Below are 14,813 nucleotides of genomic sequence, written 5' to 3'. Positions count from 1 at the left end.
TGCTCTCCTCGACGGTCCGGCCTCCTGCCCATGATGCCGGAGCCGCGGCGAAGACCGTCCGGCGCTCGGGCCGGCGGGGCCCGCGGCTCAGCGCTCGATGGCCTTGGCCAGGATCTCCGGCGTGCGCTCCAGCAGCCGGCCCGCGGCCATCCGCACGCCCAGCGTCGCGACCAGGGCGCCGTACAGCGGGCCGATCAGCAGCACCGGCCAGCTCGGCCCGTCCGAGACCAGCGCCCAGGCGAGGTAGCCGCCGACCGGCAGTGCCAGCACCGTGACGCCGAGCATCGAGCCGAACTGGTTGAGCAGGATCAGCCCGCCCTGTCCGGGGGCGGCGTTGCGCATCGGGTTGCTGTCGGCCGGCATGGTGTAGGGCGCCAGCACGCTGAACATCGAGCCCAGCGCGATCCCGCAGCCGAGGAGGGTCAGCGCCAGGCCGAGCGCGGACGGCAGCTCGCCCCACCGGCCGGTGACAGCCGCCAGCACCAGCCCCAGCACCACCGTCACCGGGACGGCGTACGACAGCACCGCGTACGCCCGGCCGCGCAGCTCGGACCGGGCGTCGGCCGGGGTGCGCAGGGTGGCGGCGACCATCCAGAACGCCGAGCCGTCCATGCCGAACAGGTTGAGCATCTGCAGTCCCAGGAACACCCCGGTCATCGCCAGCAGGTAGACGCTCGCCCAGCCCTGGACCATCGACAGCACGCAGATCACCAGCGTCATCCCGATGCTGGTGAACAACGCGGCCTTGGCCCGCGGCTCGCGCCAGGCGTACCGCAGGTGGCGCTGCATCACCGCGCCGGTGCGGCCTTGGGGCAGGAAGCGCCAGCCGCGCGAGTTCTGCACCCCCCGGGCCACCTCCAGGGTGGAGGAGTCGGCGGTGACCATCAGCTCCTGCAGGCTCCGCCGCCACCAGCGCAGCAGCAGCGCCAGCAGCGCGGCGGCCGCGGCGAGCTGGAGCAGCGCGAGCCCGTACCGGCCCTCGCCGGCGGTGCGCGGCGCGTCCGCCGCGCTGATCGGCGGGATCCAGCGCAGCACCGAGGCGATCGGCTTCAGCGGGGTGAGGTCGATCGGTCCGCCCCGACGGCCGAGGATGCTCTGCGAGCCGACGTTGGCGACCTGCACCAGCAGCGCGAAGGCCAGCCCGCCGAAGATCGCGAAGTCCTTGCCGCGCCGGCTGGAGAGCATCCGGGCGTTGCCCGCCGCGACCGCCCGGGAGAGCGTGACCAGGCAGAGCACCGCGAGCGGTACGGCGGGCACCGCGACCGCGGCCGAGGCGCCGCCGGCCGCGCCGGCCAGCACCGCGCCGGTCACCAGCACCAGGCTGATCAGCGGCCCCGGTCCGATCAGCGCGGCCAGCAGCGAGCCGCGCAGCAGCGGGCCGGGCCGCAGCGGCAGCATGGTCAGCCGGGTCGGGTCGGCGCTCTCGTCGCTGGAGAAGAGGAACAGCGGCAGGGCGGCCCAGCCCAGGGCCAGCACGCCGAGCAGCATCACCCCGGCGTCCCCGGAGCCCGCGTAGCGCCCGTTCAGCGCGCTCATGGCGACGGCGACGCCGGCCGCGAGGGCCAGGCCCAGGACGCCGCCGATCACGTAGACGGTGGTCCGGCCGGGGCTGCGCCGCAGCCCGTTGCGCAGCAGCCGCAGCTTGAGCGCGACCAGGGCGCGCACCACCGTCCGCCCGTCGGGCACCGAGGCCGTGCGCGTGGCCTCGCTCCGCTCGGTCACAGGGCACCCCCGGGCTGCCCGCCGCCGAGCCAGCCGAGCGCCTGCCCGTCGTCCTCGCGCACGCCTATCAGGTCCAGGAAGGCCTCGTGCAGGCTGCGCCCACCCCGGACGGTGTCCAGCGGCCCCTGGGCGATCACCTGGCCGGCGTTGACCACGGCGACCCAGTCGCAGAGCTGTTCGACCAGCTCCATCACGTGGCTGGAGAAGACCACCGTGGAGCCGGCCGCCGCGTACCGCTTGAGCACGCCGCGGATGGTCTGGGCGGAGACCGGGTCGACGCCCTCGAAGGGCTCGTCCAGGAACAGCACGTCCGGGTTGTGCAGCAGCGCCGCGGCCAGGCCGATCTTCTTGCGCATGCCGGTGGAGTAATCGGCGACCAGCTTGTCGGAGTCCCGGCCGAGGTCCAGGACGGCCAGCAGCTCCTCGGCCCGCCGGTCCACCTCGGCGCCGGGCAGGCCGCGCAGCCGCCCGGTGTACTGGAGCAGCTCGCGCCCGCTGAGCCGCTCGAACATCCGCAGGCCCTCGGGCAGGATGCCGATCCGCGCCTTGACCGTGACCGGGTCCGCCCACACGTCGGTGCCGTGCACCAGGACGGTGCCCTGGTCGGGCCGGAGCAGCCCGGTGACCATCGACAGCGTGGTGGTCTTGCCGGCACCGTTCGGCCCGACCAGGCCGATGAACGCCCCGGCCGGCAGCTCCAGGCTCAGCCCGGCCACCGCGGCCTGGGCGCCGAAGTGCTTCCAGAGCCCCTGGATGCTGACGGCGGACGGGGTTCCCGGCCCGGGGAGGTCGGAGGACGGCGGCGCTGACGCCTGCATGGCGGCCTTCTCTGCTCGTGGTGGTGGAGTGGTGGGCATCGTGCTGGTGGAAGCTCTCGGGGCTCAGCCTGTCACTGCTCGAACAGGCTGTCGTCCGAGTTGAGCATCCCCTGAGCACATCCGCCGAACGGGTGAGGCACGCCGACCAATATCCTCTTCTCGGCGGCTACTGGGCCGATTTGGCAACTACTCAGTTCGGCTGTTCGTCCTGCACTATGAGGAAGCAGTGACGTGCGCGGGGGTGCCGCGCTACCGGGAGGTGGCGGATGTCCGTACAACCATGGGGCGAGCCCGGTTCCGGCTATCCGCCCGGCAAGCAGTCGGCGGGTGGCTGGCAGCCGGTGCCCGCGGTGTCGTCGCAGGCGGCGATGCGGGCGGGCCACGCGGACCGGGACCGGACGCTCGACGTGCTCAAGGCCGCGTTCGCCGAGGGGCGGCTCTCCGTCCAGGAGTACGAGCAGCGTCACGAGGCCGTGGCCGCGGCGCAGACCTACGGTCAGCTGGCCGTGCTGGTGGCCGACCTGCCCTCCGGGCCGATGACGGCGCCGCCGGCCGCCGCCACGCCGGTTCCGGCCACCTTCATGGCCGTCCCGCCGCCGGTGCAGGCCCGCCCCACCAACGTGCTCGCCGTGGTCTCCCTGGTGGCCAGTCTGGTCGGCCTCTCCGCGCCCGCCGTGATCACCGGCCACATCGCCCGCTCGGAGATCCGCCGCCGCAACATGGACGGCGACTGGGCTGCCGTCCTCGGCCTGGTCATCGGCTACCTGGGGTGCGCGTTCTGGACCCTGATGATCCTCGTCGGCTTCGCCTGAGGCCCACCCGGTCGGGTGATCCCACGGTGGTCGGCCGTTCTTCCCGATGGGGCCATCCTCAGGCGGAGGACCTATGATGCCCGGGGCTGCCGCCGCGCACCCGGACGCAGTACGTTCTCCGTCACCGGCCGACGCCGAAGGGCCGGGCGGGCCGAGCGAGCGACCACGAGCTGAGGACCGTGCCAGTGACAGTCAGTGCCCAAGAGGCCTCCAGGATCCCGCCGATCGGAGGACGTTCGCTGATCCGGGGATCCGCGGGCCGCTCCGTGGCCCGGCTCCGGACGTCGGCTCCGGCACTGCTCGCGGGCGAGGCCGCGGTCTCCTTCCTGGCCGCCCTGGTGCTCCCGCTGATGGCGCGCGGCTTCCAGATGGACCCGCTGAACCGGATCGCCCAGGTGAGCGGTCTCGCCGCGGTGCAGCTGCGGTTCGCGGTCATCGGCTTCCTCCTGCTCGGCGCGGTCGTGCTCGCGATGCGCTTCCGCTCGGGCCGGCACTTCGGCCTGGCGTCCCGTTTCTCCTCGGCCGCCATCGCCGGTCTCGCCAGCGGCTTCGTGGCGGCCGGCGCGGTCATCGCGCTGCTCGGCACGCCCTGGCCGATGTTCGGCATGAACGGCGACAGCCAGCGCATCGTCGAGTGGGCCCACGCGGTGGTGAACGGTCAGCCCTCGGGCTCGCCGGTCTACCCGCCGGCGCCGCTCTACACCCTGGGCTTCTACGCGGAGCTGTTCCGCGGCGGCAACACCGCGTACGCCTTCAAGGACCTGCAGATCTTCGGCGCCGCCGCGTTCGGCCCGCTGGTCTACCTCTCGTGGCGCATGCTGCTCAGCCCGGTCCGCGCACTGGCCTTCGGCGTGCTGCCGGCCTTCGCCCTGATCGACGCCTACAAGCCGTACAGCCAGACCGTGCTGGTGGTCCTGGTGCCCGTGCTGGTCGCCGTGGTGGTGCACCTGCGCCGGAGCGGGACGGACGGCTGGCGGCTGCTGCTGCTGAAGGCGGGCGGCTTCGGGGTGTTGCTGGGCCTGATGTTCCTCACGTACTCCGGCTGGTTCCTGTGGAGCGCCCTCGGCGTGCTGGTCGCGGCGCTGATGTACTTCCCCTGGCACGAAGACCGGCGCAAGGGCCTGGCGTACCTCGGCACCACCGGGGTCGCCTTCCTGCTGGTCTGCGGCAGCTACCTGGTGACCATGCTGACGGAGGCACCGGACACCAAGGACTCCAACTTCCGCTTCGACAACTTCACCGACCCGGCGTACTTCCTGATGTGGCGTACGGACATGCCGGGCAAGGTGGGGGACTGGCCGATCCCCGGCGAGTTCGGCGGCATGGACCTGTTCGCGGTGGTGATGTTCGTCGCACTGGGCGCCGCCCTCTGGCTGGGCATCCGCAAGCCGGTGATCGTCACCATCAGCTGCATGTTCGCGAGCGCCTGGGTGATGCGGATGTTCATCGCCTCGCACATGTACGAGACGCAGACGGTCCAGCTCTACACCCGGACCAACAACCAGCTGCTCTACTGCGGTCTGCTGCTCTGCGCCCTGCTCGCCCACCTGGTCTCGCTCCGGCTGGCCGAGCGCCGCCGGGCCGCGGAGGCCGCCGGGACGGCCGGAACCGCCGGAACGGCCCTGCCGGGTCCGCAGGCGGCCGTGATCGGTACGCTGTTCGCTCTTCTCTTCCTGTTCGGTACGGTCTCCTCGTCGATGGCGGACCGCTACATGCCGGCGAAGGAGGACACCTACCGCATCCTGCCGTGGGTGTCGCACACCATGCAGAACCTCGACGGCACCTGCCCGAAGTTCGCGCCGGGTGGGCAGTGCTCCAAGACCGGTGACCAGTCATGGCTCAGCATGATCAAGTAACCAGTTCCCGCCCATGAGCCCGAACTGACCCCGAAGGCCCAATCCTGATGATGATCACCGCCGTCAAGAGCCTCGCCGACCGGCTCGTCTCCTCACCGAGGCGTCTGTGGGTCGTGGCGTTCGCGATCCTGTTCGCACTGAGTGGGGCCTGGGCGTTCGCTTCGCCGACCGGCGCCTCGCCGGACGAGCACGCACACCTGATCCGGGCGGCGGCCGTCGCCCGAGGCCAGGTCGAGGGACGGGAGGTCATGGTCCCGCACCTGGTGGGCGGCATCGAGGGCCAGTTCGCCGAGACAGGGGTCGAGCTCCCGCGCATCTACCAGGACCTCAAGGACGTCAACAGCTGCTACGTCTTCAAGCCCGAGCAGCCGGCCTCCTGCGCGCCCCGGCTCGTGGACCGTCCGGGGGAGACCCTGGTGACCACCGCGGCGGGCCGCTACCACCCGGCGTACTACTTCGCGGTGGGCTGGCCCAGCCTCCTGGTCCACGGGGCCAAGGCCTTCTACCTGATGCGCCTGATGTCGGCGCTGATCTGCTCCGCCCTGGTGGCGAGCGCGGTGGTCTCGGCGGCGGAGTGGCGGCGGCGCTCCTTCACCCTGCTCGGCGTGATCACCGCGGCCACGCCGATGGCGCTGTTCCTGTTCGGCGTGGTCAACCCGAGCGGTCCGGAGATCGCGGCGGGCATCCTGGTCTGGAGCGCCGGGCTGCCGATGCTGATGAGCCCGGACCCGCTCCTGCTGAACCGCCGGCTGGCGCGGTTGGGCATCGGCGCGCTGGTGCTGATCAGCATCCGCCCGCTGGGCCTGATCTGGTTCGCCGGGGCCCTGTTCTTCGCGCTGCTGCTGGGCCAGAAGGGGGCGGTGCGCGAAGTGCTCCGCCGCAAGGTGACCTGGCTCTGGGGCGGCCTGGCGGCAGCGGGGGCCGTCGCGGCCCTGGCCTGGTCGTCGAGCCACCCGGACAACTCGATCATCAACACCCCGAGCGACCTCACCCCGCTCGCCGCGGCCCGGAAGACCTTCGACTTCGGCCTGCTCTACATGAAGCAGATGATCGGCTACTTCGGCTGGCTGGACGCCGAGGCGCCGGCCGCGACGCTGCTGGTCTGGTGCGGCGTGGCGCTCGCCCTGGCGATGTTCGCGCTCTGCTACGCCCGGTTCCGCGACGCGCTGGCGATCGTCGGCGTGATGGCCGGCGTCGTGGTGATACCGATAGCGGCACAGGCCATGCAGGCGCGCCAGCTGGGCATGATCTGGCAGGGCCGCTACCTGCTGCCGTTCGCCGTCGGACTGCCGATCCTGTGCGCCGCGATCTGCCACGAGCGGCTTCCCTGGGGCGGCTTCGCCTGGCGCCGGCTGCTGGTGATCGCCGGCTTCTCGCTGTCCCTGGTCAACGCCGCGGCCTTCCTCTGGGCGCTGCGCCGCAACACCGTCGGCAGCACCGGCCCGCTGCTGATCAACCCGGCCCACTGGTCCCCGCCCGGCACCTGGATGCTCTGGCTGGCCGTGTACACGCTGGCCGCGCTCGCGCTGGGGCTGCTCACGGCGGTGTCGGACAACCGGGAGCGCCCACTGCCGCAGTCGGCCGGGGCGGCCGGCGGCAGCGCCAGCCAGGACCCGCCCCGGCTCGCCGGGGCCCACGCGGAGGCGTAGGGTCGCGGTGCGGGGGCTGCCCGGTTGTGGTAGGGAGCCCCGCCCCGGCCCGGTTCCCGGCCCGCTTTCGGCGCAAGCCCCGCGACCTGCGGCGTTGCATTTGTTTTGACCGAGCCCGATGCGCTAGGTACGCTCTGACCTTGTGCCTGGGGTGTCCCCGGGTCCTTGTGCGTGCATGCACACCGGTCGCCGCGCCGAGCCGGAGCGCTTCCCAGCGCGCCGCGCGTAGAGCGCCGTCGCTGTACAGCAGCCATGGGATTCCGTGTCGTAACAAGCCCAACACACCCGACCGCGTGGGTCGACCACGGGGCCGTGTGCGAGGGAGACATCGCAGGTTAGTTCCACCAAGCCTTGGCACACAGAAAACGGAGAAACGGTGCCTACGATCCAGCAGCTGGTCCGAAAGGGCCGGCAGGACAAGGTCGAGAAGAACAAGACTCCCGCGCTGAAGGGTTCCCCGCAGCGCCGTGGGGTCTGCACGCGTGTGTACACGACCACCCCGAAGAAGCCGAACTCGGCTCTCCGCAAGGTCGCCCGTGTGCGCCTCACCAGCGGGATCGAGGTCACCGCTTACATCCCGGGCGAGGGCCACAACCTGCAGGAGCACTCCATCGTGCTGGTGCGCGGTGGTCGTGTGAAGGACCTTCCTGGTGTCCGCTACAAGATCATCCGCGGTTCGCTCGACACCCAGGGTGTCAAGAACCGCAAGCAGGCCCGCAGCCGCTACGGCGCCAAGAAGGAGAAGTAAGAATGCCTCGTAAGGGCCCCGCCCCGAAGCGCCCGGTCATCATCGACCCGGTTTACGGCTCCCCGGTCGTCACTCAGCTGGTCAACAAGATCCTGCTGCACGGCAAGCGCTCCACCGCCGAGCGGATCGTCTACGGCGCCCTCGAGGGCGTTCGTGAGAAGACCGGCTCGGACCCGGTCGTCACGCTGAAGCGTGCGCTGGAGAACGTCAAGCCGGCCCTCGAGGTCAAGTCCCGCCGTGTCGGTGGCGCGACCTACCAGGTTCCGGTCGAGGTCCGTCCGGGCCGCGCCAGCACCCTGGCGCTGCGCTGGATGGTCGGTTACTCCCGCGCCCGTCGCGAGAAGACCATGACCGAGCGCCTCATGAACGAGATCCTCGACGCCAGCAACGGCCTGGGCGCTTCCGTGAAGCGTCGTGAGGACACCCACAAGATGGCCGAGTCCAACAAGGCCTTCGCGCACTACCGCTGGTAGTCCGTACCCCGTCACTAGACAGAGAGAGAACGAGCCACCATGGCTGCAACCTCCCTTGACCTCGCCAGGGTCCGCAACATCGGGATCATGGCGCACATCGACGCGGGCAAGACCACCACCACCGAGCGGATCCTGTTCTACACCGGTGTCTCGTACAAGATCGGTGAGGTCCACGATGGCGCTGCCACCATGGACTGGATGGAGCAGGAGCAGGAGCGCGGCATCACGATCACGTCGGCCGCGACGACCTGTCACTGGACCGTTGACGACGTCGACAACACCATCAACATCATCGACACCCCGGGCCACGTCGACTTCACCGTCGAGGTGGAGCGTTCGCTGCGCGTCCTCGACGGTGCCGTGACGGTGTTCGACGGTGTCGCCGGTGTCGAGCCCCAGTCCGAGACCGTGTGGCGGCAGGCTGACCGCTACGGCGTCCCGCGCATCTGCTTCATCAACAAGCTGGACCGCACGGGCGCGAACTTCTTCTTCTGCGTCAAGACCATCGTGGACCGCCTCGGCGCCACCCCGCTGGTCATGCAGCTGCCGATCGGTGCCGAGTCGGACTTCCAGGGCGTTGTCGACCTGGTCCGCATGAAGGCGCTGGTCTGGTCCGCCGAGGCCGCCAAGGGCGAGATGTACGACGTCGTCGACATCCCGGCCGACCTGCAGGAGCAGGCCGAGGAGTACCGCGAGGCGCTCATCGACACGGTCTCGAACGTCAGCGACGAGATCATGGAGCTCGCCCTGGAGGGCGAGGAGATCCCGGTCGAGCTGCTGCAGGACGCGATCCGCAAGGGCACCCTGAACTCGGACTTCACCCCGATCTTCTGCGGTACCGCCTTCAAGAACAAGGGCGTTCAGCCCCTGCTCGACGCGGTCGTCAAGTACCTGCCGTCGCCGCTGGACATCGAGTCCATCGAGGGCACCAAGCCCGGCGACGACACGGTCAAGATCTCCCGCAAGGCCTCGGACGACGAGCCGCTCGCCGCGCTCGCGTTCAAGATCATGTCGGACCCGCACCTCGGCAAGCTCACCTTCGTCCGGGTCTACTCGGGCCGCCTGGAGTCCGGCACCTCGGTGCTGAACGCCGTCAAGGGCAAGAAGGAGCGCATCGGCAAGATCTACCGCATGCACGCGAACAAGCGTGAGGAGATCGACTCGGTGGGCGCCGGCGACATCATCGCCGTCATGGGCCTGAAGCAGACCACCACCGGTGAGACGCTGTCCGACGAGAAGAACCCGGTCATCCTGGAGTCCATGGACTTCCCGGCCCCGGTCATCCGCGTCGCGATCGAGCCCAAGTCCAAGGGTGACCAGGAGAAGCTGGGTGTTGCCATCCAGCGTCTCGCCGAGGAGGACCCGTCCTTCCAGGTCAACACGGACGAGGAGACCGGCCAGACCATCATCGCGGGTATGGGCGAGCTGCACCTCGAGGTGCTGGTCGACCGTATGCGCCGTGAGTTCAAGGTCGAGGCCAACGTCGGCAAGCCGCAGGTCGCGTACCGCGAGACCATCCGCCAGGCGGTCGAGCGCATCGACTACACCCACAAGAAGCAGACCGGTGGTTCCGGTCAGTTCGCCAAGGTGCAGATCGCGATCGAGCCGCTCGAGCAGGCCGAGGGCTACGAGTTCGTCAACAAGGTCACCGGTGGCCGCGTTCCGCGCGAGTACATCCCGTCGGTCGACGCCGGCTGCCAGGAGGCCATGGAGTTCGGCATCCTCGCCGGCTACCCGCTGCAGGGTGTCCGGGTGAGCCTGCTCGACGGTCAGGCGCACGACGTCGACTCCTCCGAGCTCGCGTTCAAGATCGCCGGTTCGATGGCGTTCAAGGAAGGCGCGCGGAAGGCCAAGCCGGTCCTCCTCGAGCCGATGATGGCCGTCGAGGTCACCACGCCCGAGGACTACATGGGCGACGTGATCGGCGACATCAACTCTCGCCGTGGCCAGATCCGGTCCATGGACGAGCGTCACGGTGCCCGCGTCGTCACGGCGCTGGTGCCCCTCTCCGAGATGTTCGGCTACGTCGGTGACCTGCGCAGCAAGACCTCTGGTCGCGCGAGCTACTCGATGCAGTTCGACTCGTACGCCGAGGTTCCGAAGAACGTGGCGGACGACATCATCGCCAAGGCCAAGGGCGAGTGACGTCCCGATAATCGGGACGATAGCGAAGCCTTAGGCTATTCGGAGGCAACCCGGGAGGATCCGGTCGGATCCTCCCGGGAGCCTCCGGCCCCCCACCAGCGGGACGGCACGGGATGTCCTCCGGACAACCCGCACCAAAACCGATCAAAGACCAACTGGCGTCAGCACGGCGTACAGGAACTGTCCTCAGGAGGACTCAGTGGCGAAGGCGAAGTTCGAGCGGACGAAGCCCCACGTCAACATCGGCACCATCGGTCACATCGACCACGGTAAGACCACGCTGACCGCGGCCATCACCAAGGTGCTGCACGACGCGTACCCGGAGATCAACCCCTTCACGCCGTTCGACCAGATCGACAAGGCGCCGGAGGAGCGGCAGCGCGGTATCACCATCTCCATCGCGCACGTCGAGTACCAGACCGAGGCGCGCCACTACGCCCACGTCGACTGCCCGGGTCACGCCGACTACATCAAGAACATGATCACCGGTGCTGCCCAGATGGACGGCGCCATCCTCGTGGTCGCCGCCACCGACGGCCCGATGCCGCAGACCAAGGAGCACGTCCTCCTGGCCCGCCAGGTCGGCGTTCCGTACATCGTCGTCGCCCTGAACAAGGCCGACATGGTGGACGACGAGGAGATCCTGGAGCTCGTCGAGCTCGAGGTCCGCGAGCTGCTCTCCGAGTACGAGTTCCCGGGCGACGACCTGCCGGTCGTCCGCGTCTCCGCGCTGAAGGCGCTGGAGGGCGACAAGGAGTGGGGCGAGAAGCTCCTCGGCCTGATGCACGCGGTCGACGAGGCCATCCCGACCCCGGCCCGCGCCGTGGACCAGCCGTTCCTGATGCCGATCGAGGACGTCTTCACGATCACCGGTCGTGGCACCGTCGTCACCGGTCGTATCGAGCGTGGCATCCTCAAGGTCAACGAGACTGTCGACATCATCGGCATCAAGGAGACCAAGACCACCACCACGGTCACCGGCATCGAGATGTTCCGCAAGCTGCTCGACGAGGGCCAGGCCGGTGAGAACGTCGGTCTGCTGCTCCGCGGCATCAAGCGCGAGGACGTCGAGCGCGGCCAGGTCATCATCAAGCCGGGTTCGGTTACCCCGCACACCGACTTCGAGGCCCAGTCCTACATCCTGTCGAAGGACGAGGGTGGCCGCCACACCCCGTTCTTCAACAACTACCGCCCGCAGTTCTACTTCCGTACCACGGACGTGACCGGCGTCGTGACCCTCCCCGAGGGCACCGAGATGGTCATGCCGGGCGACAACACCGCCATGACCGTCGCGCTGATCCAGCCGATCGCCATGGAGGAGGGCCTCAAGTTCGCCATCCGTGAGGGTGGCCGCACCGTCGGCGCCGGCCAGGTCACCAAGATCATCAAGTAGTCTGATGGTCTGACCTGCCTGCCTCGTACAGGCTCAGTCCGAAGGGCCCCGCGCACCGCACGGTGCGCGGGGCCCTTCGGCGTCTCATCAGCGGTTCACCGGAGCGGGCCTCCTTTCAGCGGCCGCTCATCGCAGACTGTTATGGTCGGGCGACATCCAGCCCGGCCGTCGTGGAAAGTGGGACCAACGCATGTCAACGGCACCGCTGTTGTCGGTCGTGATGCCTATCTACAACGAGCAGGAGGCGCTCCCGCTGACCGTCGAACGGCTGCGGCCGATCCTCGACGGGCTCGACGTGAGCTACGAGGTGGTCGGCGTCGACGACGGCAGCACCGATGTCACCCCGGTGCTGATGCAGAAGATCCGCCAGGACTGGCCGGAGTTCCGCATCGTCCGCTTCGCCCGCAACTCCGGGCACCAGGCCGCCCTCACCGCCGGCCTCCACCGCGCCTTCGGCGACTACGTGGTCTCCATCGACGCCGACCTCCAGGACCCGCCGGAGAAGATCCCCGAGATGCTGGCGCTCGCCCGCGAGCAGAACCTGGACATCGTCTACGGGGTGCGCGGCGACCGCGGCACCGACACCTTCTTCAAGCGGCACACCGCAGGCGGGTACTACCGGCTGATGCGCCGACTGGTCGGCAAGCGGATGCCCAACCAGGCCGGCGACTTCCGGCTGCTGAGCCGGGCGGCCGTGGACGCGCTCAAGGCGATGCCCGAGCACCAGCCGGTCTACCGGCTGCTGGTGCCCTGGCTGGGCTTCCCCAGCGGCGAGGTGGTCTACGTGCGCGAGGAGCGGATCGCGGGGAGCAGCCACTACCCGCTGTCCAAGATGGTCCGGCTCGCGTTCGACAGCGTCACCAACTTCTCCGCCGCCCCGCTGCGACTGGCCACCTGGCTCGGGCTGTTCAGCTTCCTGGTCTGCATCCTGCTGGCGCTCTACACCACGATCGCGTACGCCGTCGGCTCCACCGTGCCCGGCTGGTCCTCGCTGTTCATAGGGATGCTCTTCATCGGCGCCGTGCAGCTGGTCTGCGTCGGCCTGCTGGGCGAGTACGTCGGCCGGATCTACTCGGCGGTCCAGGCGCGGCCCGCGTACTTCGTCGGCTACGACTCGGCCGAGGAGCCGGACCGGTACGGTGCGGGCGCGTGAACGAGAGCCTCCCCACGGCCCGGGACGAGCGCGAGGAGCCCGCCGAGGCACCCCGGCCGGTCCGCCGGCTGCTGCCGTCCTTCCTGGTGATCGGGGTGCTGAGCACCGTCTTCTGCCTGGCGCTGTTCGTGCTGCTGCGGCTGGTGACCTCGCCGCAGGTGGCCAACCTGATCGCGCTGGCGGTCAGTGCGATGGCCAACACCGCGGCCAACCGCCGCTTCACCTTCGGCATCACCGGCTCGGACGGCGCGGTGCGCCACCAACTGCAGGGCGCGGTCGCGTTCCTGATCGGGCTGGGACTGTCCAGCGGTGCCCTGGCGCTGCTGGACGTGGCGGTGCCGCACGCCTCCCGGACGGTCGAGGTGGCCGGGCTGGTGGTGGCCAACGGCCTCGCCACGGTGGTCCGGTTCGTGCTGGCCAAGGTGTGGGTCTTCCGGACGCCCTGAGCCGGCGCGGGGGAGACGACGACGGAGGGGGCGCATGCCGTGGCACGCGCCCCCTCCGTGTGGGCCGGGCTGCGCTACTGCTGCTTCAGCGAGTCCGTGTAGGCCTTGCAGGCCTGGTAGTCCGGCAGCAGGCCGTCGGCGAGCGCCTCCGCGAGGGAGGGCGCCACCGCGTCGCGGGCCGAGAGCTGCGGGGCGTCGGTCGGCCACTCGATGCCGAGATCCGGGTCCAGCGGGTGCACGCCGTGCTCGCCGGTCGGGTTGTACGTCGCCGAGCAGAGGTAGGTCAGCGTGGCGTCGTCGGTGAGGGCGCAGAAGCCGTGGCCGAGGCCCTCCGGGATGTAGACGGCCTTGCGCTCGGTGTCGTCCAGCCGGACGAACTCCCACTTGCCGAAGTTCGGCGAGCCGACCCGCAGGTCGACGATGACGTCCAGCACCGCGCCGCGGGTGCAGGCCACGTACTTGGCCTGGCCGGGCGGGACGTCGGCGAAGTGGATGCCGCGGACGACGTCCTTGGCGGAGAGCGACAGGTTGGCCTGGGCCAGGTTCAGCGGGTGGCCGACGACCTCGGCGAGGCGGTCGAAGCGGTACCACTCGGTGAAGTGGCCGCGGGCGTCGCCGTGCACCTGAGGGGTGATCTCGAAGGCGCCCTCGATGGAGAGCTCACGGAACTTCACTTGGCGGCCGCCTCTTCGAGCAGGCCCACCAGGTACTGGCCGTAGCCGCTCTTCAGCAGCGGCTCGGCGAGCTCGCGCAGCTGGGCGTCGTCGATCAGCCCGGCCCGCCAGACGGCCTCCTCGATGCAGCCGATCTTGAAGCCCTGGCGCTCCTCGATGACCCGGACGAACTCCGAGGCCTGGACCATCGACACGAACGTGCCGGTGTCCAGCCAGGCGGTGCCGCGGTCGAGGATCGTCACGTGCAGGTCGCCGGTGCGCAGGTAGGCGTCGTTGACGGCGGTGATCTCCAGCTCGCCGCGGGCGCTCGGCTCCAGCGTGCGGGCGATCTCGACGACCCGGTTGTCGTAGAAGTACAGGCCGGGGACGGCGTAACGGGACTTGGGCTCGGTCGGCTTCTCCTCGATGGAGATGACCTGGCCGGTCCCGTCGAACTCGACCACGCCGTACGCGGTCGGGTCGGCCACGGGGTACGCGAAGACCCGGCCGCCCTTGATGTCGGAGTGCTCGGTGAGCGCGGTGCCCAGGCCGGTGCCGTGGAAGATGTTGTCGCCGAGGATCAGGGCCACCGGCTCGTCGCCGATGAAGTCCGCGCCGAGCACGAAGGCCTGGGCGATGCCCTCGGGCTTCTCCTGGACGGCGTACTGGAGCTTCAGGCCGAACTGGGAACCGTCGCCCAGCAGTCGTTCGAACTGGTCCCGGTCGTTCGGGGTGGTGATGATCAGGATTTCGCTTATCCCGGCCATCACCAGGGTCGAGAGGGGGTAGTAGATCATCGGCTTGTCGAAGACCGGGAGGAGCTGCTTCGACACCGCACGGGTCAGGGGCCACAGCCGCGAGCCGGTGCCGCCGGCCAGGAGGATTCCACGCATGGGTGCACCCTATTCGAGATCGGTGAACGCGGGAGGGGCCGGGTCGGGAGGG

13 protein-coding genes are annotated in these 14,813 nt (G+C 69.8%); 9 read left to right on the top strand and 4 right to left on the bottom strand.

The window, feature by feature from the left end; genetic code table 11:
- Nucleotides 1–87: 87 nt before the first annotated feature.
- Both ACWGJO_RS09370 and ACWGJO_RS09365 read right to left on the bottom strand, forming a co-directional pair.
- Complete coding sequence (locus ACWGJO_RS09370) at nt 88–1,722, bottom strand: transporter (protein WP_452182876.1); 1,635 nt, start codon at nt 1,720–1,722, stop codon at nt 88–90.
- The gene (locus ACWGJO_RS09365) at nt 1,719–2,540 is read right to left on the bottom strand and encodes an ABC transporter ATP-binding protein (RefSeq protein WP_452182875.1); all 822 of its coding nucleotides are present in this window, start codon (nt 2,538–2,540) and stop codon (nt 1,719–1,721) included. The genes ACWGJO_RS09370 and ACWGJO_RS09365 overlap by 4 nt, the downstream gene beginning before the upstream one ends.
- A gap of 266 nt (nt 2,541–2,806) precedes the next feature.
- On the opposite strand from ACWGJO_RS09365, the gene ACWGJO_RS09360 reads away from it, so the two are divergent.
- The 9 genes from ACWGJO_RS09360 to ACWGJO_RS09320 all read left to right on the top strand — a co-directional run bounded on the left by ACWGJO_RS09360 (nt 2,807) and on the right by ACWGJO_RS09320 (nt 13,215).
- On the top strand, nt 2,807–3,352 hold the full coding sequence (locus ACWGJO_RS09360) for a DUF1707 and DUF4190 domain-containing protein (protein ID WP_452182874.1): 546 nt from the start codon (nt 2,807–2,809) through the stop codon (nt 3,350–3,352).
- A 266-nt stretch (nt 3,353–3,618) separates the two neighbouring features.
- Nucleotides 3,619–5,208, top strand: a complete 1,590-nt coding sequence (locus ACWGJO_RS09355; protein WP_452182873.1) for a hypothetical protein — start codon at nt 3,619–3,621, stop codon at nt 5,206–5,208.
- Between the two features lie 47 nt (nt 5,209–5,255).
- Nucleotides 5,256–6,857: a DUF2142 domain-containing protein gene (locus tag ACWGJO_RS09350; RefSeq protein WP_452182872.1), complete on the top strand. Its 1,602-nt coding sequence runs from the start codon at nt 5,256–5,258 to the stop codon at nt 6,855–6,857.
- Between the two features lie 376 nt (nt 6,858–7,233).
- Complete coding sequence (gene rpsL / locus ACWGJO_RS09345; RefSeq protein WP_014144289.1) at nt 7,234–7,605, top strand: 30S ribosomal protein S12; 372 nt, start codon at nt 7,234–7,236, stop codon at nt 7,603–7,605.
- Nucleotides 7,606–7,607: 2 nt separating this feature from the next.
- Entirely contained in the window at nt 7,608–8,078 is a 471-nt protein-coding gene (rpsG, locus tag ACWGJO_RS09340) for a 30S ribosomal protein S7 (protein ID WP_030055803.1), read from the top strand.
- A 39-nt stretch (nt 8,079–8,117) separates the two neighbouring features.
- Nucleotides 8,118–10,223: an elongation factor G gene (fusA, locus tag ACWGJO_RS09335; RefSeq protein WP_359897523.1), complete on the top strand. Its 2,106-nt coding sequence runs from the start codon at nt 8,118–8,120 to the stop codon at nt 10,221–10,223.
- A gap of 199 nt (nt 10,224–10,422) precedes the next feature.
- Complete coding sequence (tuf, locus tag ACWGJO_RS09330; RefSeq protein ID WP_359897522.1) at nt 10,423–11,616, top strand: elongation factor Tu; 1,194 nt, start codon at nt 10,423–10,425, stop codon at nt 11,614–11,616.
- Between the two features lie 220 nt (nt 11,617–11,836).
- On the top strand, nt 11,837–12,769 hold the full coding sequence (locus ACWGJO_RS09325) for a glycosyltransferase family 2 protein (RefSeq protein ID WP_452182871.1): 933 nt from the start codon (nt 11,837–11,839) through the stop codon (nt 12,767–12,769).
- The gene (locus tag ACWGJO_RS09320) at nt 12,766–13,215 is read left to right on the top strand and encodes a GtrA family protein (RefSeq protein ID WP_452182870.1); all 450 of its coding nucleotides are present in this window, start codon (nt 12,766–12,768) and stop codon (nt 13,213–13,215) included. The genes ACWGJO_RS09325 and ACWGJO_RS09320 overlap by 4 nt, the downstream gene beginning before the upstream one ends.
- 74 nt (nt 13,216–13,289) lie before the next feature.
- Here ACWGJO_RS09320 and rfbC read toward each other — a convergent pair whose 3' ends face one another.
- Both rfbC and rfbA read right to left on the bottom strand, forming a co-directional pair.
- Nucleotides 13,290–13,889: a dTDP-4-dehydrorhamnose 3,5-epimerase gene (gene rfbC, locus ACWGJO_RS09315; RefSeq protein ID WP_359897519.1), complete on the bottom strand. Its 600-nt coding sequence runs from the start codon at nt 13,887–13,889 to the stop codon at nt 13,290–13,292.
- The gene (gene rfbA / locus ACWGJO_RS09310; protein WP_359897518.1) at nt 13,886–14,761 is read right to left on the bottom strand and encodes a glucose-1-phosphate thymidylyltransferase RfbA; all 876 of its coding nucleotides are present in this window, start codon (nt 14,759–14,761) and stop codon (nt 13,886–13,888) included. The genes rfbC and rfbA overlap by 4 nt, the downstream gene beginning before the upstream one ends.
- Nucleotides 14,762–14,813 lie beyond the last annotated feature (52 nt).

The organism is Kitasatospora sp. NPDC054795 (genome assembly GCF_053611565.1).
This window is presented reverse-complemented; position numbering and strand designations above follow the sequence as displayed.

Excerpts from the sequence above, each read along its gene's own strand:
- ACWGJO_RS09365 (WP_452182875.1), bottom strand. The coding sequence starts at position 2,540 with ATGCAGGCGTCAGCGCCGCCGTCCTCCGACCTCCCCGGGCCGGGAACC.
- ACWGJO_RS09360 (WP_452182874.1), top strand. The coding sequence starts at position 2,807 with ATGTCCGTACAACCATGGGGCGAGCCCGGTTCCGGCTATCCGCCCGGC.
- ACWGJO_RS09350 (WP_452182872.1), top strand. The coding sequence starts at position 5,256 with ATGATGATCACCGCCGTCAAGAGCCTCGCCGACCGGCTCGTCTCCTCA.
- rpsG (WP_030055803.1), top strand. The coding sequence starts at position 7,608 with ATGCCTCGTAAGGGCCCCGCCCCGAAGCGCCCGGTCATCATCGACCCG.
- fusA (WP_359897523.1), top strand. The coding sequence starts at position 8,118 with ATGGCTGCAACCTCCCTTGACCTCGCCAGGGTCCGCAACATCGGGATC.
- ACWGJO_RS09325 (WP_452182871.1), top strand. The coding sequence starts at position 11,837 with ATGCCTATCTACAACGAGCAGGAGGCGCTCCCGCTGACCGTCGAACGG.
- rfbA (WP_359897518.1), bottom strand. The coding sequence starts at position 14,761 with ATGCGTGGAATCCTCCTGGCCGGCGGCACCGGCTCGCGGCTGTGGCCC.